The following is a 20,331-nucleotide window of genomic DNA, read 5'->3' as shown; positions in this document are numbered from 1 at the left end:
TGAGTCAGTAGGCTGAGTGGGACATAGCCGTGATGTCCCACTCAGTGGCCGCACTCAGTGGGACATTCTGGTTGGCCCAAAGGCCCAGACGAACCAAGCCGCACCGATCCTGTGCTGCTGACGCCTTGATCTTCATCTGCGCCTGGGCAAATGAAAAGCCCAGCCACAGCTGGCACCAATACGATGGACAGCTATGACCTCTGAGCTGGAATGGATTTCGATCGGAATCATCGTGGTGCTGTTCATGCTGGGTTGGGTTGTGATTCAGCGCGGCGGACGGGGTGGGGAATGAGCGCCGAAATCGTCGGACTGATTCTGGTGATCGTGATCGTCGCAGTCGGCTTTTTGGTCCTGACCCGAATTTGGCATCGTGGGCGTTGACCGGAAATTCACAGCTGCGATCCGTTGCGTCGCCGGTGCGAATGAAAACCAACACACTCCCTTTAGATCATGGGGAAAAACCCTGGGAACTGGCTGGACATCAGCCGGGAAAACCAGGTTGCATCTCGGTAACAACCGGGTAACGCGGGTCAATTTTTTACCAATCGGTCACAAATCCGGTCTACGCTCTTGACCATGTGAGACAGGACACTTGCCGGACCGGCAGGGGTCGTCGGGTCCCGATGACAGCATCGCGGCTTAACACACTCTTCAGATACTTAGGAGGCGGAATGCGTTTCGGACGTATTTCCAAAGCAGTGAGTGTTGCCGCAGTCGCGGCCCTGGCACTCAGCGCTTGCGCCGGCAACTCCGGCAACACGGGCTCCAGCGCGAGCGGCGGCGCGGCCAAGGACGGTGGCTCAGCCACAGTGGTCGAAGTCAACGGCTTCACATCCTTCAACGCCGACACCGCGCAGAACAATGTCGATACCAACGGGAAGATCGCTTATGCGACACACTCCGGTTTCGGCTACATCGACGACAAGCTCAATGTGGTCCGGAATGAGAAGTTCGGCAAGATCGAGAAGCTCTCCGACGATCCGCTGACCGTCAAATACACGGTCAATGAGGGCGTGAAGTGGTCCGACGGCGCGCCCGTCGACGCCAACGACCTGGTGCTGCAGTGGGCCTCCGGTTCCGCGTACTACGACGACGCCAATTCGGAAGCCAAGACCGGCACCACGTACTTCCAGCCGGCTGCCGACACCTCGGGCCTGAACCTGACCAGCTTCCCGGAAATCGGCGACAACGGCCGGTCGATGACGATCAAGTACTCGAAGCCGTTCTCCGACTGGGAAGTAGCCATCGGGATTCCCAACATCCGGATTCCCGCGCACATCGTGGCGCAGAAGGCCGGGCTCAAAGACGCTGCGGCCCTGACTGACTTGATGAAGGGCCTGCCGAAGGGCGATCCGACCAAGCCGGCTGCCGTCAACGAAAGCCTGAAGAAGGCCGCCGACATCTGGAACACCGGTTTCGACACCAAGCAGTTGCCGACCGACACCAGCCTCTTCCTCTCCAATGGCCCGTACATCGTCAAGGACATCCAGCCCGACCAGTCGATGACCTTGGTCAAGAACAAGGATTACACCTGGGGTCCGGCCGCCAAGCTGGACCAGATCACAGTGCGGTACATCGGCAGCGCTTCGGCTCAGATCCAGGCGTTGAAGAACGGCGAGGCGGACATCATCGCGCCGCAGGCTTCGGCGGACACCGTGCAGCAGTTGGAAGCCTTGGCCAGCCAGGGCGTGACCATGGACAAGGCAGATCAGCTCTCCTACGATCACCTCGACCTGAACTACAACGGCCCGTTCGCGGACAAGAACGTCCGTGAGGCGTTCATGAAGACCGTGCCCCGCAACGACATCGTGAACAAGATCATCAAGCCGCTGGACCCTGAAGCCAAGCCTTTGGATTCCCAGCTCTTCGTTCCGGCGCAGCCCAAGTACGCCGACACGGTCAAGAACAACGGCTCGGCGAACTTCCAGAACGTGGACATCGACGGAGCCAAGCAACTGCTCAACGGCGCGACGCCGACGATCCGGATCATGTACAACAAGGACAACCCCAACCGGTTGAACGCCTTCACTTTGATCTCGCAGTCCGCGACCCAGGCCGGCTTCAAGATCGTCGACGGCGGTCTGGGCGGCTCGGAATGGTCGAAGGCGTTGGGCAACGGATCCTACGATGCGACCATCTTCGGCTGGATCAACTCGGGCGTCGGCGTCAGCAACGTGCCGCAGTTGTTCAAGACCGGTGCGGGCAACAACTTCAACCAGTTCTCCAACCCGGAGGCCGACAAGCTGATGGACGAACTGGTGACCACCACCGACAAAGCGAAGCAGGACGACCTGCAGGTCCAGATCGACAAATTGATCTGGGACTCCGCTTACGGACTGCCGCTGTTCCAGACCATCGGGGTTGATGCCTACAGCGACAAGGTGACCGGCATCAAGTACAACCCGACGCAGACCGGCGTTTGGTGGAACGTTTGGGACTGGGCCGCGAAATAGGCGCCTAGTTCAGGCTTTCAGCAATATTCAGTAACGGGGCGCTAGGACCGCGTTTTGGTCCTAGCGCCCTTCTGATGCCATCATTTTCCCGACAGCTCCGACCGGCTCAAGCGACAGACCGTCTCCAGGCCACAGGGTGCTGACGTAGACTTCTGCAACACCGGGTAATCCCCGGATCACATCATTCGAGGTCCAAATGCTCAGCTATATCGTGCGGCGCATCATCACTGCCGTACTCATCTTGCTCGGCGCTTCTTTTGTGGTGTATCTCCTGACAGCGGCGTCCGGTGATCCCCTCCAAGAACTTCGCACCAGCCAGAATCCCAATAAGAACGATCTGATCCGGGCCCGCAGTGAGCTGCTCAACTTGGACGTCCCAGCGCCGCTGCGGTACTTCATTTGGCTCAGAGGCGCAGCCGGTTGCTTGGTCCCGCTCGCCAATTCTTGTGATCTGGGCAAGAACCTGCAGGGGCAGCCGGTCACCGAGCAACTGGGCATGGCCATGGTGCAGACGCTGACCTTGGTCACCACCGCAGTGCTGTTGGCCATCGTGATCGGTGTGACCATCGGCATCGTCACCGCCCTTCGGCAGTACAGCGCGCTGGATTACGGTGTGACTTTTATGACCTTCCTGTTCTTCTCGCTGCCGATCTTCTGGGCCGCGGTGCTGCTCAAGGAATTCGGCGCGATCAACTTCAATACCTTCCTCAAGGACCCGCAAATACCGTTATTGGTGATTCTGATCGTCTCGGTGATTTTCGGCCTGATCGGTATGGCCATCGCCCGCGGGGAGTGGCGGAAGCGCTGGATCGCCTTCGGCGGCACCGCCGTCGCCGTCGCCCTGGTCTTGATGTACATCTCCTTCACCGGCTGGCTTGTCCGCCCGGGCCTGGGTCCGATCGTGATCGCATTGAGCGGGGTGGGCATCGCCTTCGGCATCACCGCGCTGACGGCCGGCTTGAAGAACCGCAAAGCGCTGTACTCTTCGCTGGTCGTAGTGGCGATCGGTTTGGTCTGCTACTACGCCCTGCAACCGCTGCTCAATGATGCAACGCTGCTGATGATCGTGATTTTTGCGATCGTGACGGTGCTGGTCGGCATCGTCGTGGGTTACTTCTTCGGCGGGTACGACCGGGGGCAGAACATGCGGGCCGCCGCGATCACCGCGTTCCTGGTTGCGGCGTTGATTCTGATGGACCGCTTCATGCAGTCCTGGCCGCAGTATTTCGAGCAGACCCGCGGCCGCCCGATCGCCACCATCGGCGCTACAACACCGAACTTCCAAGGCGATTTCTGGACCGGCGGTTTGGACCGCTTCACCCACCTAATCCTGCCTACCATCGCGCTGATCCTGATCTCGATCGCTTCGTATACCCGTTACTCGCGCGGTTCGATGCTGGAAATCATGAACATGGATTACATCCGGACGGCACGGGCCAAAGGCTTGTCCGAGCGGACCGTGGTGATGCGGCACGCCTTCCGCAATGCTTTGATCCCGTTGGCCACTGTGGTCGCTTACGACATCGGCGGCTTGATCGGTGGTGCGGTGATCACCGAATCGGTCTTCGGTTTCACCGGTATGGGCCAAATGTTCGCCCAGGGGTTGAAAAATGTGGACCCCAATCCGGTGATGGGCTTTTTCGTAGTCGTCGCGATCACTGCGCTGACCTTCAACCTACTGGCGGATCTGGTCTATTCCGCCCTTGACCCACGAGTGAAGGTGAAGTCATGACAAGCGTCGTCACTGGCGAGTCCCCGCAGACTCCGCCCGCCGCCGGCATCGAAGATGTCCAGGAGACCAAGGGCCTGAGCCAAGGCCAGATCATCCGAAAGCGCTTTTTCGGCCACAGCGCGGCGATGGTCGCGCTCGTGGTCTTCGCGCTCGTGGTGCTCCTGGTGTTCAGCGCCTCCGGGATTAAGCTCTGGGGCTGGATCGACATCCCAGGCTGGTGGAAGTACAGCTATACCGATGTCCAGGACATCCAGAACAACGCCGCGCCCACTTACCAGTTCCCGTTCAACTTCGGCGACCACCCATTCGGGCAGGACAGCATCGGCCGTGACATGTTCGCGATGACCATGCGCGCCGCGCAGCTGTCGATCATCGTGATGTTCACGATCGGCATCATCGCCGGGCTGATCGGCGTCGTGGTCGGCGCGTTGTCCGGTTACTTCCGCGGCTGGGTGGAAACGGTGCTGATGCGCTTGACCGATGCGATCATCATCATCCCGGTAATCGTCACCGGCGCCGTGCTCGGCCAAGTGGTCCGGTCCGCCAGCCTGGGCACCACTGAAATCGGTCCCGATGGGCAGCCAGTCACCACCCGGGATTTCATGTCGAACGTTTTCAAGGCACTCCAGGATAACCTCGGCGTGGTGCTGCTGGGCATCTTCCTCGCCCTGGTGATCTGGGTGGGCCTGGCCCGCTTGGTGCGTGGTGAATTCCTGACCTTGCGGGAACGCGAATTCGTCGATGCGGCCAGGATTGCCGGCGCCTCCAACACCCGGATCGTGTTCAAGCACATCCTGCCGAATGCGGTGGGTGTGATCATCGTGAACACCACGCTGCTGATGTCTTCTGCGATCCTGCTGGAAGCCGGCCTGAGCTACATCGGTTTGGGCGTCACCAAGCCGGACATCTCGCTGGGCTCGCTCGTGGTGGAAAACCAGGAAGCGTTCTCCACCCGGCCCTGGCTGTTCTGGTTCCCGGGCCTGTTCATCATCGTGATCTGCCTGTGCATCAACTTCATCGGCGACGGATTGCGGGATGCCTTCGATCCGCGGCAGAAAAAGTTCAATGCCAAAAAGGCCAGCTCAGCCAATGCCGAAAAGGCCTGAGATGGCGATCAGATCAGAGCGCGCCGGCGATCAGCGCGACGACGGCGGCAATCAGCACCAGGGCGATGCCCAGCTGCAGCCAGTTGACGCGCACACTGGCTCGGGAATGCGCGGTCTGCTCGACGTCGATTTTGCCGGCGTCGACCAGCTTCGCCCAGCGGGTGCGCACCATGAAAGCGGCGGCGCCGGAATCGCTGCGTTTCAGATCTCCGGGACGCAAAGAACCGAACGCGCCGTAGCTGCTGGCCGGCAGGCCCATGGTGTCCTCGCGTTTGCCCCGGTTGGCCGAAATCACCCCGGGCGCCGGAGCCGCCCAAGCGGTGTACTTGCGCTTCACGGTGATCAGCGTCAAGGCGAATTTCGTGTCGACGGCGATCAACGCGACCCAAGGCACGCGGACGGTCACCGTGGGGTTGACCAACGTGACGCCGTCCTCGTCCACGATCACTTCGGGGAAGCCGAACAGCCAGTAACCGCAGTAGCCGACGAAAGCCAGCAAGGGCAGGGTCAACAGGATGTCCTGCAGGCGGAGTCCGCTGAACAGCACGACGAGCAGCCCGGCCCCGGCCAAGACGTAGAGGACGATGGCCAAAACCGTGCCGGTGCGCGGGCGGAAACGCTCAGAAGTCATGCCCCTATCGTGACAGCAGAGCAGAGCAGCCGACTAATTCGCAGATCCGGGATCGCCCGACCGGCGCTCCTGAGCGGAAGGAAACACACAGCATGAGTGAAGAAAACATCACTCCTCAGGAGCCCGCCGAGGTCGACAACATCGATCCGGTCGAGGTGCCGACGAACCGGTCCACCGGACGGCGCAGCGCCGGAGACGTGGTACTCCAAGTGTCCGGCCTCTCGGTCGACTTCGGCGTGGACAAGAAATGGGTGCCGGCCGCGATCGGGCTCGACTACGAGGTCAAGGCCGGCGAAGTCCTGGCCATCGTGGGTGAATCGGGTTCCGGCAAGAGCGCCAGCTCGATGGCGATCCTGGGGCTGCTGCCGGACAACAGCCGGGTCACCGGCTCGGTCAAGCTCAATGGCGAAGAGATCCTGAACGCCTCCCCGTCGAAGTTGCGCAAGATCCGCGGCAGCGACGTCGCGGTGATCTTCCAGGAGCCGATGACGGCGCTCAACCCGGTGTACACGATCGGATTCCAGATCGTGGAGACGCTCCGGCTGCACAATGAGATTTCTCCGGACGAAGCCCGCGTGCGGGCGATTCGGATGCTGGAACTGGTCGAACTGCCGGATCCGGAAAAAGCTTTCAAATCGTACCCGCACCAGCTTTCCGGAGGGCAGCGCCAACGCGCGATGATCGCCCAATCGCTCTCCTGCGATCCGAAGCTGCTGATCGCCGACGAGCCGACCACCGCCCTGGACGTCACGGTTCAGGCGGAAATCCTCGATCTGATGCGCAATCTGCGCAACAAGCTGGACTCGGCGATCGTGCTGATCACCCACGATATGGGCGTGGTCGCGGATCTCTCCGACCGAATCGCGGTGATGCGCAAGGGCGTGATCGTGGAGACCGGCAGCGCGGAAGACATCTTCTACCATCCGCAGCACGAATACACACAGGCCTTGCTGGCTGCGGTGCCGCACCTCGGCCAGGGCGGAGCCCAAGCCGCGGAGGTGGATGTCACCGCGGTTTTGGCCGAGGCCACCCACGCCGAGCTCGCCGACATCGACCAGGCCGAGTTGCTGCGCCGCGAAGCGGCGAACAAAGCTGCTCTGGTCGCGGCCAAAGCGGCGGCCGAACAAGCCGGGAATACCGGCCCGGCCGAGCCGGTGCTCGAATTGCGCGACGTCGCCATCGAGTATCCGAAACAGGGGCGGGTACCCGCCTTCCGCGCGGTAGAAGGTGCGGACCTGGAGATCTTCCCGGGCCAGGTGGTCGGCCTGGTGGGGGAGTCCGGCTCTGGCAAGACCACCATCGGACGGGCCGCGGTGGGATTGCTCCCGGTTGCCGCCGGCACACTACACGTCGTCGGGCAGGACATCACCACGGCGAAGAAGAACGGCCGTCAGCTCCACGAGGTGCGCCGCAACATCGGCATGGTGTTCCAGGACCCGTCATCCTCGCTGAACCCGCGATTGCCGATCGGCGAGAGCATCGGCGAGCCGATGTTCTTGGCCAAGGAGGCCAAAGGCGCACAACTGCAGAAGCGCATCGAGGACTTGTTGGATCAGGTCGAATTGCCGCGGAGCTACCGGAACCGTTACCCGCACGAGCTTTCCGGCGGGCAGAAACAGCGGGTGGGCATCGCCCGGGCACTTGCGCTGAAGCCGAAGTTGATGGTCGCCGACGAGCCGACCTCCGCACTGGATGTCTCGGTTCAGGCCAGAGTCTTGGACCTGCTGCAGAACCTGCAGAAGGAGATGGGCTTCGCTTGTCTCTTCGTCACGCACGACCTGGCTGTGGTCGACTATCTCGCCGATCGCATCGTGGTGATGCAGCGCGGCAAGATCGTGGAGCAAGGCACCCGGGACGAGATCCTGCGCAATCCGCAAGAGGCCTATACCCAGCGGTTGCTGGCCGCGGTTCCGTTGCCGGATCCGCAGAAGCAGCGGGAACGCCGGGAGCTGCGCGAGCAGCTGCTGGCTGCCGGCATGGAATAGACATCAAACCCGGGGCCCGTCGGAGCCGAGGACTCCGGCTTCGACGGGACTTGGTCAATATGCCGTCGGACCCGTGATGTCCAACGATTTGAGTTTTGCGCGCAGGGCCTCGCTGAGGATCTGATGCCCGTCGGCATCCAGGTGGGTGCCATCGATCAGGTCTTTTTCCAGGTTGAATTTGGCCAGCCAATCTCCTGCACTGATGAATGGCAGCCCGCGGGAACTGGCGAAAGTGCCGAGCAAAGCGTCGACCTGGGCCCGCCGGCCGCCTTTCGCGGCACCTTTGCCCAGCGTGCCGATCATGACGATCTTGGATTCCGGATAGCGCTTTTTCAATCCATCGAGCAACCGGGCCGCGTTGCTCAAGATCGCACTGTTGCTGCTGCCGATCCGTGCATCATTGCCGCCGCCTTGAACCACCACGAGCGGAGACCCGGACCAAGGCAGGCTGGGCCTGGGCAGAGTCCAAGCTCCGCTCTCGAGGGCATCCGGATAGTTTTTGGCCTGCGGTGTCGCAGCCACATAGCCGGTTCCGCCGCGCGCGTTGACCACTAATCGATAGCCGAGCAAAGAGAAGGCTTTTTGGACCCATGTCTGCGGCCCAGGGACTCCGCCGGCGCCTTGCGTCTGCGAATCGCCGATGATTAATGCGGTGCTCCGCAGGCTGGCGTAGGCAGGGTTGATTTCAACCGCGGACCGGGTCAGCGACTCCGGGGTCGGGGCGCTGGCATTGAGCGGTATGAGGAATCCCAAACACAGCAGCCCGGTCAAGACGATTGCGCCGAAAGACGACCGGCTTCGAGGCTTCGGCGAGCGCTGCCTCCGTGCGCCAGGGGCCTGCCCCTGGTGACTCCTGCCCATTCATTGATTCCTTAACTTGGTTCCGGTTCTGCTATCCATCTTGGGCCTTGCCCGCGGTGAATTCGACCACCCTGGGTATGATTTTGCCGGGCATTTAGGCTGCGGAAGACTCAGCGACTAGAATATAGCTGTGCTATGTCGGCGCGCAGCTGCGTCGAGACCAGGGAAAGCACCCATCGCTCCTCCCAAAGGGACACCGGGATAGCGGAGCGCACCCGCCGAAAACATTGAAACGAGTCTTCACGCATGTCCGATATCACCTCCTCCTCGGCTACCGCATCGCGGAGCGATCTTCGCAATGTGGCCATTGTGGCGCACGTCGACCACGGCAAGACCACCTTGGTGGATGCCATGTTGAAGCAGACTCACTCCTTCGCCGCACACGGCGAAGTAGCCGACCGGGTCATGGATTCCGGCGATCTGGAACGTGAAAAAGGCATCACGATTCTGGCCAAGAACACCACGGTCGCCTACAACGGGCCGTCCTCCAACGGCGAAACCGTCACCATCAACGTGATCGACACCCCGGGCCACGCCGACTTCGGCGGCGAAGTGGAACGCGGTTTGTCCATGGTGGACGGCGTCGTCCTGCTCGTGGATGCCTCTGAAGGCCCGCTGCCGCAGACCCGTTTTGTGCTGCGTAAGGCTCTCGCCGCTAAGCTGCCGGTGATCCTGCTGGTCAACAAGACCGACCGTCCCGACGCGCGGATCGACGAAGTCGTGCACGAGTCGATGGACCTCTTGCTCGGCCTGGCCAGCGATATGGCCGATGAAGTGCCGGACCTCGATCTGGATGCGATTCTGAACGTCCCTGTGGTTTACGCGGCGGCGAAGGTCGGTGCGGCGTCGTTGGAGCAGCCGGAGAACGGCTCGGCACCTTCGAACCCGGACCTCGAGCCGTTGTTCAAGACCATCTTGGAGCACATCCCGGCGCCCACCTACAATCCGGACGGCGTGCTGCAGGCACATGTGACCAACTTGGACGCTTCGCCGTTCCTGGGCCGCCTGGCACTGCTGCGCATCTTCAACGGCACCTTGCGCAAGGGCCAGACCGTTGCCTGGGCACGCCACGACGGCACCATGAAGAACGTCAAGATCACCGAACTGCTCGCCACTAAGGCGTTGGAGCGGGTCCCGGCCGAATCCGCCGGGCCGGGTGAGATCGTCGCCGTCGCCGGCATCGAGGACATCACCATCGGCGAGACCCTGACGGATCCGGACAACCCGCAACCGTTGCCGCTGATCACGGTCGACGATCCTGCGATCTCGATGACGATCGGCATCAACACTTCGCCGCTGGCCGGCAAGGTCAAGGGCGCCAAGGTCACCGCGCGCCAGGTCAAGGACCGTTTGGACAAGGAGCTCGTCGGCAACGTTTCGTTGCGCGTGCTGCCTACCGAGCGTCCCGATGCTTGGGAGGTCCAAGGACGTGGCGAGCTCGCGCTGGCCATCTTGGTGGAGCAGATGCGCCGTGAAGGCTTCGAGCTGACCGTGGGCAAGCCGCAGGTAGTGACCCGGGTCATCGACGGCAAGGTCAACGAGCCGATGGAGCACATGACCATCGACGTGCCGGAAGAATACCTCGGTGCGGTCACCCAGTTGATGGCTGCGCGCAAGGGCCGGATGACCAACATGGCCAACCACGGCACCGGTTGGTGCCGGATGGAGTTCATCGTTCCGGCCCGTGGCCTGATCGGCTTCCGCACTAAGTTCCTCACCGATACCCGCGGCGCCGGCATCGCATCCTCGATCGCCGAAGGCTACGAGCCCTGGGCCGGGCCGATCGAATACCGCACCAACGGGTCGATGATCGCGGACCGTGCCGGTGTGGTCACCCCGTTCGCGATGATCAACCTGCAGGAGCGCGGTTCGTTCTTCGTCCAGCCCACCTCCGAGGTCTACGAAGGCATGATCGTCGGCGAGAATTCGCGCGCCGACGATATGGACGTGAACATCACCAAAGAGAAGAAGCTCACCAATATGCGTGCCGCTTCCTCGGACACCTTCGAGAACCTGACTCCGCCGCGCGATTTGACCTTGGAAGAATCGCTGGAGTTCGCCCGCGAAGACGAGTGCGTCGAGGTCACCCCGGAAGCGATCCGGATCCGGAAACTGATCCTGAACATTTCCGAGCGCGCCAAGGCGGCCCGGGCCCGCTCGCACAACTAAGCACCGCCATCAGCTTGCTGCCCGAAAAGCCCGCAGCCGCCGACGGAATCCTCCGCCTGCTGTTCATCCATGCCCACCCGGACGACGAGTCGATCACCACGGGTGGCACGATGGCGGCCTTTGCCCGCTCCGGTGCGCAGGTCAGCTTGCTGACCGCCACCCGGGGCGAGCTCGGCGAGGTCATTCCGGAGGAATTACGCTATTTGGAGCAAGGGCTGCCGAAACCCGGCCGCCCCGGGCAATCTGTGCCCGACGGCGGCGCCGGACTGGCTCTGGTCCGGACCGCGGAATTGAACCAGGCCGCCGCCGAACTCGGTGTCCGGCAGCGGATGTTCCTCGGTGAATGGCCGGCTTTGGCCCCGGGAGCGGCTCCGATTGCCTATCGGGACTCCGGAATGTCCTGGGGGCCGGCCGGCCCCGACGGCGTGCGCCGGGCGCAAGCTGCTGAACCAGTCGATCCGGCAGCGTTTTCGGCGGTCCCTTTGGACGAGGTCGCCGGTCATGCCGCCGCCTTGATCAGGGCATTGCGGCCCGACGTGGTGGTCAGTTATGCGGCCGACGGCGGCTACGGGCATCCAGACCACGTGCGCAGCCATCAGATGACGGTACGGGCCATCGAACTTGCCGGACAGACAGCAGACCAAGCGAATCCGGCGTGGGACGTTCCCGCCGGTTATGCGATCTTGTCCGATCGGCCCGCGGACGGCCAGGACCCGGAAGCCCCGGTGTTCTGGATCGATGGCGACCTGACGGCCAAGCGGGCGGCCTTGCAGGCGCACCGCACCCAGGTTTCGGTCCGGGACGACGAATTCGCATTGAGCGATTTGCGCTTCCGGCCGCTTTCCGCCAAGGAAGGATTCCAGCTGCTGCACACCGGCTCCGGAGCCTCGGAAGCGGCGCGGCGCCCGGTTCAGCGAACCCGCTCCGATTGGTTCGGTTATGCCTTGGCTTCGATTTTCGCGGGCGTTCTGGCTGCGGTCTTCGGCACCATGTTGCACGGCCGCAGCTCGATGCTCGGTGCAGCCCAGGTTCCTTGGGGGGCAGCTCTGGCCCTGATCCTGGTGGCGGCGACCGTGGTCCTGATCGGGGCTTGGTCCCGTGCTCCGCTGCTCGGCATGGTGACCGGCGCCGCGGCATATGCCATGTGCGTTATATTTTCGATTCCGCATGGCCAAGTCGGGTTGATCATTTCGAACCTGGCCGGGAATCTCTGGCTCTACGGCGTGGCCGGCGTCACCGTGCTCTACATGCTCAGCTCGGCGGTTCTGGCAACGCGCTCAAGGGCTGCCCGGGAGCGCCGGAACTCCGGTCGACGTGGTGCACGAACATGATGGCGGTCCTTGGTACAAGGTGGTGCAAGTCAGCATGCGGCAGCGGATTTGCCCGCCGCTGCTCGGCTGAATGAACGCCTCGATCCGGTTCGTGATTTTCGGCGTCCGGCCGATTACCTCGCGCCCTGCCAAACCGCGTCGAACGGGGCCCGGGAACTGACCCGCGCTTCGATGGCCGCGGTGACAAAAGCCTTTGCGGTGTACGCAGCGGTGAGCGGAGCCGCGCCTTTGGCGAGTTCCGCGGCGATCGCGGCAGCCAGGGAGCAGCCGGCTCCGGAGACCGCGACCTCGCCGACTTTCGGCGCACTGAGCACTTCGAGCGTGGATCCGTCGTAGAACACATCGACCGCTTCGGCCCCGGCCAGGCGTACTCCGCCCTTGGCGAGCACCGTGGCGCCGGCCGAGTCGAAGATCCGCCGGGCGGCTTCTTTGAGGTCCTCGACGTCGCCGATTTCGCTCATTCCGGAGAGCGAAAGCGATTCGAAATGATTCGGTGTCACGAAGCTGGCCTTGGGCAGGATCTCGCGTTTCAGGGCCTGGTCGGTGTCCAGGGCGGCACCCGGCTCCTGGCCTTTGCAGATCAGCACCGGATCCAGCACGATGTTCTGCCAGTCATGCCCGGCCAGCGATGCGGCCACGGTGTCGATGGTCGCGGGCGTGCCGAGCATGCCGATTTTGACCGTGTCCAGTTGTTCCGGATGGTAGGCCGTGGTGATCGCCTCGAGCTGGTCCGCGATGACCTGGGCGTCCACCGGGACGAAGCGGTGGTTCCAACTCTGTTTCGGATCGAAAGAGACGATGCAGGTCAAGGCCGCGATGCCGAAGACGCCCAGCGCTTGGAAGGTCTTCAGATCGGCCTGGGCGCCTGCTCCGCCGGTCGCCTCGGAACCAGCGATGGTCAACGCGATGGCGGGATTGTGCTGCGTGGAAGTCATAGGAATAATCCTACGGTTTCAGATAGCCCTTTGCTTCTTCGATAGCCGGTTGCGCGGCAGATGGCTATCTTTCGTGCGGAGGACTATCTGAAACGGGCGGGCGTCGAGGTGCCCGCGCTGGCGGTGCCGGCGGCACTTCCTTCGCCGCGACGATGTCGGATTCGCGGACGACGACGGCGCCGCGTTTGGTCAATACCGTGGCCTCGCCGTCTTGTCTGGCCAGGAGTTCGCCGAGCGCATCGGTCAGCGGCAACGGGCCGGCAATCCGGTACCGCAGCACCACCCGCATTCCGGGCCGCAGTCCGGCCATGTGATCAATCACAGTTCATAGTAAGACTTGATGGCGCGTCATGGTCGTTCATGTGGGGGATAATGGATAGGGCTTGCTCGGAGTGGGCCGGGTGAATTTGCTTTTTCGCAAGTAGGAAAGGTCGGGACGTGACGTATGTAATCGCGCAGCCGTGCGTGGATCTGAAGGACAAGGCGTGCATTGAAGAATGCCCCGTGGACTGCATCTACGAAGGTGAACGATCGCTCTACATCCACCCGGACGAATGCGTGGATTGCGGGGCCTGCGAACCGGTCTGCCCGGTCGAGGCGATCTACTACGAAGACGATGTTCCGGACGAGTGGGCCGACTACTACAAAGCCAACGTCGAGTTCTTCAACGAGTTGGGTTCCCCGGGGGGCGCTGCGAAGGTCGGCAACACCGGAACCGACCACCCCTTCATCGCTGCGCTTCCGCCGCAGAACCAAGGCTGATCGCAATGGCCGGCGGTTTCGGACTGGAGCTCCCCGCGTACCCCTGGGAAGCCGTGGCCCCGTATGCCGAGCGGGCCGGGCAGCATCCTGGCGGCATCGTCGACCTTTCCGTCGGCACCCCGGTGGATCCGACTCCGCAACTGATCCAGGACGCGCTCCGGGCAGCAACCGACGCGCACGGTTACCCGACCACCCAGGGGCCAGCGGCGCTCCGCCAGGCCATCGTGGATTGGTTCGCCCGGCGCCGCGGTGTTCCCGGCCTGTCCGTGAACGAGGTATTGCCCACGATCGGGTCGAAGGAACTCGTCGCCTGGCTGCCTTTGCTGTTGGGCTTGGGGCACGGTGATGTGGTGGTCCGGCCCCAAGTCGCCTACCCGACCTACGATATGGGTGCGGTTTTCGCCGGGGCCACCCCGGTGGCCGCGGATTCGCTCGATGAACTCGACGCGGAAACCCGGGACCGGGTCAAGTTGGTCTGGTTGAATTCGCCGGGCAACCCCACGGGGGAGGTGCTCAGCGCAGCGGCCATGGCGCAGACCGTGGCCCGCGCCCGGGAACTCGGGGCGGTGGTCGCATCGGACGAATGCTATGCCGAGCTCAGCTGGGGCGAATGGGAGGACGGCGTGCCCTGTGTGCTGTCACCGGAGGTTTCCGGGGGCTCGTTCGAGAATCTGCTCGCGGTCTATTCGTTGTCCAAACAGTCCAACCTCGCCGGGTACCGGGCGGCGTTCCTGGCCGGCGACGGATCGTTGGTGGCGAATCTGCTCAACAGCCGCAAGCACGCCGGCATGATGGTGCCCTGGCCGGTGCAGGAAGCGATGCGCGTGGCGCTGGGCGACGACGCGCATGTGCAGCGGCAAAAAGACCGCTACCGGAAGCGCCGTGAGTTGCTCCGGCCCGCGTTGCAGGCATTCGGCCTGCAGATCGAAGGCTCCGAAGCGGGGTTGTATTTCTGGGCCAAGCCTGCCGGGGACTTTGCCGCCGACGATTCCTGGACCACGATGGCCCGATTCGCCGACCGGGGGATCCTGGTGGGCCCGGGGGTCTTCTACGGCGAAGCCGGGAACGGCTTCGTCCGGATCGCACTGACCGGCACCGATGAACGAATCGATGCCGCCGTCGAGCGCTTGCAGGTTTGATTGCCCGGAAGGGCAACCGGCAGAATTAGGGCAGATGCCCTGCTGGGCGGTAGTTTCTTAACTGCGGACACATCCCATTAGCCGCGAAAATCGAAGGGGACCCCATGACTGATAGCACAGCCGCTTCGCTGCGTTTCGCCGGTGGCGAGCTTGAACTGCCGCGGATCAAGGCCGCAGAAGGCAATGATGGCTACGACGTATCCAAGCTACTCAAGGAAACCGGTGCGGTCACCTACGACCCCGGCTTCATGAACACCGCGGCAACCACCTCGGCGATCACCTACATCGACGGCGATGCCGGCATCTTGCGCTACCGCGGGTACCCGATCGAAGAACTGGCCCAGCACTCGAGCTTCCTCGAGGTCTCCTACCTGCTCATCTACGGCAACTTGCCGTCGGGCACCGAACTGGCGGCCTTCGATGAGAAGATCCGCCGGCACACTTTGCTGCACGAGGACCTGAAGGGATTCTTCGGCGGATTCCCACGCGATGCGCACCCGATGCCGGTGCTTTCTTCGGCGGTCTCGGCGCTGTCCACGTTCTACCAGGACTCGCTCGATCCGTTCGACGACGACCAGGTTGAACTCTCCACGATCCGTTTGATGGCCAAGCTCCCGGTGATCGCCGCGTACGCGCACAAGAAGTCGATCGGGCAGCCGATGCTCTACCCGGACAATTCGATGAACTTGGTGGAGAACTTCCTGCGGATGTCCTTCGGCTTGCCGGCTGAACCGTACGAGATGGATCCGGTGATGGCCAAGGCCCTTGACCTGCTGCTGATCCTGCACGCCGACCACGAACAGAACTGTTCGACCTCGACGGTCCGCTTGGTGGGCAGCTCGAATGCGAACATGTTCGCCTCGATTTCGGCCGGCATCAATGCACTCTTCGGTCCGTTGCACGGCGGTGCGAATGAGGCGGTGCTGAACATGCTCCGGCAGATCCAGGCCTCGGGGGATCCGGTGGAGAAGTTCATCGAACGGGTCAAGAACAAGGAAGACGGCGTCAAGCTCATGGGCTTCGGGCACCGGGTCTACAAGAATTACGATCCGCGTGCCAAGATCGTCAAGTCCGTGGCGGACGACGTGCTGTCCCGGCTGGGCGGCAACGACGAGCTGCTCGACATCGCGATGAAGCTCGAGGAGAAGGCGCTGACCGACCAGTACTTCGTCGACCGCCGTCTGTACCCGAACGTTGATTTCTACACCGGCGTGATCTACAAGGCGATGGGCTTCCCGGAAAAGATGTTCACCGTGCTGTTCGCACTTGGTCGGCTGCCCGGCTGGATCGCGCAATGGCGTGAAATGACCAAGGATCCGGTGACCAAAATCGGCCGTCCGCGTCAGCTGTACACCGGAGAGCCGGAGCGCGCCTACCCGTCGCGCTGACCCTTCGCGCTGCCCCCCCGAACCGTCCTTCCGCGCGAACGCACACTTAACGCAAGCGCGAACGCACACGTGTGCGTTCGCGCTGGGTTGGCGGGGCAGTGGGCTACGAGGAGTAGCCGTTCGGGTTGTTCTTCTGCCAGCGCCAATGGTCCTGGCACATCTCATCCAGGGTCTTCGTGGTCGACCAGCCGAGATCTGCCAGCGCTGCGGACGGGTCCGCCCAGAACGCAGGCAGATCGCCGGCCCGGCGTGGCGCGATTTCGTAGGGCAGCGAATGCCCTACCGCCTTTTCGAAGGAATGCAGTACTTCCAACACCGAGCTGCCGACGCCGGATCCCAAGTTCCAGCGGAACACGCCGGGGTGCCGGCTGATGTAGTCCAAAGCGGCAACGTGTCCGTCGGCCAGATCCATGACGTGGATGTAGTCGCGCTGCGCGGTCCCGTCCGGGGTGTCGTAATCGCCGCCGAAAACCATGAGTTTCTCGCGGCGGCCCACGGCGACTTGGGCGATGAAGGGCACCAAGTTGTTCGGGATGCCCAAGGGGTCTTCGCCGATCCGGCCCGAGGGGTGCGCGCCGACCGGATTGAAGTAGCGCAGCAAGGCAATCTGCCAGCGCTCGTCCGCGGCGCCGATGTCGGAGAGGATGTCCTCGATCTGTTCCTTGGTGCGGCCGTAAGGGTTGTCCGAGCCGATGTCCATCTTCTCGATGTAGGGGAATGGATTCAATCCGCCGTATACCGTGGCCGATGAGGAGAAAACGATGCTGTGCACCCCGTGCGCGTCCATCGCGCGGAGCAGATTGATGGTTCCGGAAACGTTGTTGTAGTAGTAGCGCAGCGGCTGTTGCACGGATTCGCCGACGGCCTTCAACCCGGCGAAGTGAATCACCGAGTCGATCGGCTCGGTGCGGAACAATTCGTCGACGCCGGCTTCGTCCAGCAGATCGAGCTGCCGGAACTGCACGGTTTTCCCAGTGAGTTCGGCAACCCTGCGGAGCGACTCCTCCGAGGAATTCACCAAGTTGTCCAAGACCAGCACGTCATGGCCGGCTTCGAGCAGGGTCAGGGTCGTATGGGAACCGATGTAGCCGCTTCCACCTGTGACAAGGACTTTCATGCTTCTCAGCCTACCGGGCAGGTGCGCTGGCATCCGCGCGCAGCCAATCCGATCCGGAGGCGGATTTTGGGATAATCTTGACCCATGCACCACACCGGAGGCCCCGGATGGCGAATCACCATGGACACCTCGGGACCATTGTTGATTGCGCTCTATCTGCGCGATGCTTCCGGCTTGGCCGGAGCCGGAACCCCGGCCCTTTCCGCCGCAGAACCCGCGATCAAGGCGGTTGACCCCCGTCAGCTGACCCATGCGGTCGGCGGCCCGGACGTGCTCAGGTTCGAATGGGAGCAATGGTGGTCCCAGCTCTTGGGGACCTTTCCCGGCAAACCGCCGGAGTTGGTGCCGCCGGATTTCCCGGGGTTCGACGGGAACCCGGCGCTGCAGCGGGTGCTGCAGGCCCACTTCGGCTCCGCTTTGACCTGGGCCCGCGAACGGATCAGCGACTATGAGCTGTTCGCCGCCCGGCGGGAGACTCTGGGCGAAACCAAGATCCTGGCGCGGCTGGTCCAGGACCGGGAACTCGAACTGGGCCGGAATTCGCGTGATTTCACGCTGAGCATCCTGGAATTGCCGCTCGCCGAACCCCGGGCCTGGTTTTTGGAACCGGATCGCATGGTGATGAGCCAGAGCCTGCTCAGCAGTCCGGAGACGTTCGCGAGTTACGTGCAACCCGTGGTCGAAATGCTGGCTTGACCGGCCGGGCCGACTGGCCCCCCTGGAACTCAGCCGGTGCTTTGCGTGGCCTGCAGCACGATGACCACTTCTTGGCTGCTTGCGCCGTCCGCGGGCTGCCAGCCTCGGTTGGCGCCGCCGTCGTTGTTGGCGCGTTGCCACCGCTCGCCGGCGAAACTGACTTGGACGATACCGAGCTTCTGCGCATTGGAAACCGCCCATTGCGCGTAGGCCCAGGCCGCATTGTCCTGGGCCTGGATCCGGATCGCGGTTCCGTCATAGGCGGCCCCGATGCTGCCGAAGCTGGTTTGCAATTTGCCGATCACATCGTCCGGAACCCCAGAAGCGGGCGGCACGTCGAGCGTGCAACTCAGTGCCGCAGTCGAGTAACCGGTGAGCGCCGAAGCGAAAGCGCGGGCCATCGGTTCGTGCTGGCCGTAGGCCAACGGGTAGGCCGATCGTTGCACAGCGTCGCCAGCCTCCGTGACGGTGAGGTTCTGGTAGTTGGGAATCTTCACCAAGCCGTCGTAAAAGGCGTTGATCGAGTATACCGGGTCCATGATCTGTTCGGCCGTTCCCCAGCCCTGCGAGGGGCGCTGTTGGAACATGCCCACCGAATCCCGGTCGCCGTAACTGATGTTGCGGATCTTCGATTCCTGCATTGCCACCGCGATCGCGATCGTCGCGGCGCGCGGCGGCAATCCCCGGCGAAGCGCGATCGCCGAGATCAGTGCGGCATTTTCGGTCTGATCGGGAGCCAGCTGGTATTTCTGATCCGCCACCTGGGCGCTGCAACCCTGCAGCAATTTCGCCGCTGGCTGTTTGAAGAAATCAATCGCCCACAGGCCACCGGCCACCACCAGGACCACGGCGAATCCCAAGGCGAGCAGCCAAATCAGTGCTGCGCGGATTCTCGATCTACGCTTCAAGGGGTCCCCGCCCGATGCCGCCGAGCTCGATGCGGCTAATTGCTGTGCAAGGCGGCATTGAGTTCCACCGTTTGCCCTTTGCGCGGCAGGGCTTCGACCTCGCCGGTCGTCGAATTGCGGCGGAACAGCAAATTCGGCTGGCCGGAGAGCTCAGCGGCCTTGACGATGCGGGCAGTGTCCTCGCCATCGGCGTTTTTCGGACCCGGGACCCGCACCCGGGTGCCCGCGGTGACGTACAGCCCGGCTTCGACGACGGAATCGTCGCCCACCGATATTCCGACGCCGGAGTTCGCGCCGAGCAGCACCCGCTCGCCGATCACGACGCGTTCCTTGCCGCCGCCGGAGAGCGTGCCCATGATCGAAGCGCCGCCGCCGACGTCGGAGCCCACCCCGACCAGCACACCGGCCGAAATCCGCCCCTCGACCATGGAATTGCCCAAGGTGCCGGCATTGAAATTCACGAAGCCTTCATGCATCACGGTGGTGCCTTCAGCCAGGTGCGCGCCCAGCCGGACCCGGTTCGCATCGGCGATCCGCACGCCGGCCGGCAGCACGTAATCCACCATCCGGGGGAACTTGTCGACGCCGAAGACCTGGACATTGCCGCGCCGGCGCAGCTTGGCCCGGGTGACTTCGAAGCCGACGGGCGAACAAGGCCCGAAGTTGGTCCAGACCACATTCGGCAGTGCCGCGAAGATGCCGTCCAATGCGATGCTGTTCGGCTCGACCAACCGGTGCGAGAGCAGGTGCAGCCGGAGGTAGGCGTCGGCGGTGTCCGCCGGTGCTTCGTCGAGGTTGATTTGGGCGAACACCACTTGCTGGCTCACTGCGCGGTCCGGATCCGTTCCGGCCTCGGCCAAAGCACTCAGTTCGGCATCGGCCTCCGGTGCTGCGCCCAGCGTGTCGGCAGCCAGGCCCAAAGCCGGAGCTGGGTACCAAACGTCCAAGACGGTGCCGTCGTCGGCCACGGTGGCCAGACCGAAGCCGTGGGCGGCGCGTCCGGAAGACAGGTCGCGAGTCGAGTCGGGGGCCGGAGTAGCTGCAGGAGTGCTCATAGCTCCATCTTCGCGCAGTTCCGGCGGGCTTGCCAAAAAGCGACCGCTGGAAACCGGGCAGAT

17 protein-coding genes are annotated in these 20,331 nt (G+C 63.1%); 10 read left to right on the top strand and 7 right to left on the bottom strand.

The features are described from left to right. Positions 1-671: 671 nt before the first annotated feature. The 3 genes from JOE69_RS05085 (at position 672) to JOE69_RS05075 (ending at position 5,291) form a co-directional block, all read left to right on the top strand. Positions 672-2,453, top strand: a complete 1,782-nt coding sequence (locus tag JOE69_RS05085) for an ABC transporter family substrate-binding protein (RefSeq protein ID WP_309796628.1) — start codon at positions 672-674, stop codon at positions 2,451-2,453. Positions 2,454-2,649: 196 nt separating this feature from the next. Next, entirely contained in the window at positions 2,650-4,185 is a 1,536-nt protein-coding gene (locus JOE69_RS05080; protein ID WP_309796626.1) for an ABC transporter permease, read from the top strand. Next, positions 4,182-5,291, top strand: coding sequence for an ABC transporter permease (locus JOE69_RS05075; RefSeq protein ID WP_309796624.1), 1,110 nt, complete (start codon positions 4,182-4,184; stop codon positions 5,289-5,291). Before JOE69_RS05080 ends, JOE69_RS05075 begins: the two co-directional genes overlap by 4 nt. 13 nt (positions 5,292-5,304) lie before the next feature. Here the strand turns inward: JOE69_RS05075 and JOE69_RS05070 are convergent, their stop codons facing one another. Then, a complete protein-coding gene (locus JOE69_RS05070) occupies positions 5,305-5,922 on the bottom strand; it encodes a PH domain-containing protein (RefSeq protein WP_296365314.1) in 618 nt (205 codons plus the stop codon). Positions 5,923-6,014: 92 nt separating this feature from the next. Here JOE69_RS05070 and JOE69_RS05065 point away from each other — a divergent pair, with 92 nt between their 5' ends. After that, complete coding sequence (locus JOE69_RS05065) at positions 6,015-7,907, top strand: ABC transporter ATP-binding protein (RefSeq protein WP_309796622.1); 1,893 nt, start codon at positions 6,015-6,017, stop codon at positions 7,905-7,907. Positions 7,908-7,961: 54 nt separating this feature from the next. Here the strand turns inward: JOE69_RS05065 and JOE69_RS05060 are convergent, their stop codons facing one another. Further along, positions 7,962-8,660, bottom strand: a complete 699-nt coding sequence (locus JOE69_RS05060) for an SGNH/GDSL hydrolase family protein (RefSeq protein ID WP_309796620.1) — start codon at positions 8,658-8,660, stop codon at positions 7,962-7,964. A gap of 354 nt (positions 8,661-9,014) precedes the next feature. Between JOE69_RS05060 and typA the strand changes: the two genes are divergently transcribed. Next, positions 9,015-10,937, top strand: a complete 1,923-nt coding sequence (gene typA, locus JOE69_RS05055) for a translational GTPase TypA (RefSeq protein ID WP_296365307.1) — start codon at positions 9,015-9,017, stop codon at positions 10,935-10,937. A 14-nt stretch (positions 10,938-10,951) separates the two neighbouring features. Next, positions 10,952-12,268: a PIG-L family deacetylase gene (locus JOE69_RS05050; RefSeq protein WP_309796617.1), complete on the top strand. Its 1,317-nt coding sequence runs from the start codon at positions 10,952-10,954 to the stop codon at positions 12,266-12,268. A gap of 113 nt (positions 12,269-12,381) precedes the next feature. Here the strand turns inward: JOE69_RS05050 and JOE69_RS05045 are convergent, their stop codons facing one another. Together JOE69_RS05045 and JOE69_RS05040 are read right to left on the bottom strand one after the other, a co-directional pair. Further along, positions 12,382-13,203: a hydroxymethylpyrimidine/phosphomethylpyrimidine kinase gene (locus tag JOE69_RS05045; RefSeq protein WP_309796616.1), complete on the bottom strand. Its 822-nt coding sequence runs from the start codon at positions 13,201-13,203 to the stop codon at positions 12,382-12,384. 64 nt (positions 13,204-13,267) lie between these two features. Then, the gene (locus tag JOE69_RS05040) at positions 13,268-13,525 is read right to left on the bottom strand and encodes a putative acetyltransferase (RefSeq protein ID WP_296365301.1); all 258 of its coding nucleotides are present in this window, start codon (positions 13,523-13,525) and stop codon (positions 13,268-13,270) included. A gap of 116 nt (positions 13,526-13,641) precedes the next feature. On the opposite strand from JOE69_RS05040, the gene fdxA reads away from it, so the two are divergent. The 3 genes from fdxA (at position 13,642) to JOE69_RS05025 (ending at position 16,492) form a co-directional block, all read left to right on the top strand. Beyond that, positions 13,642-13,965: a ferredoxin gene (gene fdxA / locus JOE69_RS05035; protein WP_296365299.1), complete on the top strand. Its 324-nt coding sequence runs from the start codon at positions 13,642-13,644 to the stop codon at positions 13,963-13,965. Between the two features lie 5 nt (positions 13,966-13,970). Continuing rightward, positions 13,971-15,104 carry a succinyldiaminopimelate transaminase gene (gene dapC, locus JOE69_RS05030; RefSeq protein WP_309796612.1) on the top strand — a complete coding sequence of 378 codons (1,134 nt, stop codon included), beginning with the start codon at positions 13,971-13,973 and terminating at the stop codon, positions 15,102-15,104. 104 nt (positions 15,105-15,208) lie between these two features. After that, positions 15,209-16,492 carry a citrate synthase gene (locus JOE69_RS05025; RefSeq protein WP_309796610.1) on the top strand — a complete coding sequence of 428 codons (1,284 nt, stop codon included), beginning with the start codon at positions 15,209-15,211 and terminating at the stop codon, positions 16,490-16,492. Between the two features lie 103 nt (positions 16,493-16,595). On the opposite strand, the gene galE is transcribed toward JOE69_RS05025, so the two are convergent. Next, entirely contained in the window at positions 16,596-17,609 is a 1,014-nt protein-coding gene (gene galE / locus JOE69_RS05020; protein WP_309796609.1) for a UDP-glucose 4-epimerase GalE, read from the bottom strand. Between the two features lie 84 nt (positions 17,610-17,693). Here galE and JOE69_RS05015 point away from each other — a divergent pair, with 84 nt between their 5' ends. After that, complete coding sequence (locus JOE69_RS05015) at positions 17,694-18,305, top strand: hypothetical protein (protein WP_309796607.1); 612 nt, start codon at positions 17,694-17,696, stop codon at positions 18,303-18,305. Between the two features lie 29 nt (positions 18,306-18,334). Here the strand turns inward: JOE69_RS05015 and JOE69_RS05010 are convergent, their stop codons facing one another. Together JOE69_RS05010 and dapD are read right to left on the bottom strand one after the other, a co-directional pair. Next, on the bottom strand, positions 18,335-19,213 hold the full coding sequence (locus JOE69_RS05010) for a hypothetical protein (RefSeq protein ID WP_309796606.1): 879 nt from the start codon (positions 19,211-19,213) through the stop codon (positions 18,335-18,337). A gap of 35 nt (positions 19,214-19,248) precedes the next feature. Continuing rightward, positions 19,249-20,268 carry a 2,3,4,5-tetrahydropyridine-2,6-dicarboxylate N-succinyltransferase gene (gene dapD, locus JOE69_RS05005; protein WP_309796605.1) on the bottom strand — a complete coding sequence of 340 codons (1,020 nt, stop codon included), beginning with the start codon at positions 20,266-20,268 and terminating at the stop codon, positions 19,249-19,251. Positions 20,269-20,331: the final 63 nt, after the last annotated feature.

Source organism: Arthrobacter russicus, from assembly GCF_031454135.1.
GTDB lineage: Bacteria > Actinomycetota > Actinomycetes > Actinomycetales > Micrococcaceae > Renibacterium > Renibacterium russicum.
Note: the sequence above shows the minus strand (reverse complement) of the source record. Positions and strands in the feature narration are given on the sequence as shown.